This is a genomic window from Bartonella sp. MU70NMGDW (assembly GCF_042194085.1).
GTDB classification, from domain to species: domain Bacteria; phylum Pseudomonadota; class Alphaproteobacteria; order Rhizobiales; family Rhizobiaceae; genus Bartonella; species Bartonella grahamii.
In genome coordinates this window covers 1-869 of the sequence record NZ_JBHIMK010000491.1, presented here as the reverse complement: position 1 = coordinate 869, position 869 = coordinate 1, and the positions used below count along the sequence as shown (strand labels likewise).

Sequence of the window (869 nt, the reverse complement as noted above, 5' to 3'; positions counted from 1 at the left end):
TGGGCTTGGGTGCCTTAAGACATGTCTCTTTAAAACAAGCCCGTGAATTAGCAACTGGGTGGCGTGCTGTTTTACGTGAAGGGCGTGACCCTATTAAAGAACGTGAAAAACAAAAGCGTGAAGCAATAAGCAATCTCCATTACTTAAAAGACATTGCCGTGGATGCTTTTGAAAGTCGTAAAGCCGAATTAAAAAGAGATGGTAAGGCTAGTGATTGGTTTTCACCTTTGCGGCTTTACATTCTCCCTAAATTAGGTTGCCTCCCCGTTTCAGAGATTACACAAACAGAGATACGCGATACGCTTTCTCCCATTTGGCATACAAAAGCTGGAACAGCTCAGATAGCATTGATACGTCTCAACCTTTGTCTCAAACATGCGGCTGCTTTGGGTTTGGATGTTGATTTACAAGCAACAGAAAAAGCACGTGCTCTCTTAGGAAAACAACGTCATAAGATCACTAATAGACCAGCAATGGATTGGAAAGATATACCAGATTTTTATCAGTTCCTCTGTAAAACACAAAACATAACACATCTTGCTTTGCGTCTGCTTATCCTTACAGGGGTTCGCTCTAACCCTTTACGTCTTATTCATAAAGATCAAATTGATGGGGATATATGGATCATACCTGCTGAGAATATGAAAGGAAAGCGTGATACTACAACAGAATTTCGCGTGCCCTTATCATCTGAAGCATTAAAAGTAATTGAACAAGCCCACTGTATCTCTAAAAGTGATTTCATCTTTTCACTTACCGGTCGTGGTCCTCTTTCACATACGATGATGGCGGCGTATATGAGAAAAAATAAAATTGAAGCCTGCCCCCATGGTTTTCGCTCTAGTTTACGCAATTGGCTCGCTGAAACA

Annotated in this window: 1 protein-coding gene; it reads left to right on the top strand. The window is 41.2% G+C overall.

The features are described from left to right. Nucleotides 1-869: tyrosine-type recombinase/integrase (locus tag ACFIKE_RS11765; RefSeq protein ID WP_375650131.1), on the top strand; the 869-nt coding region annotated here is incomplete at both ends.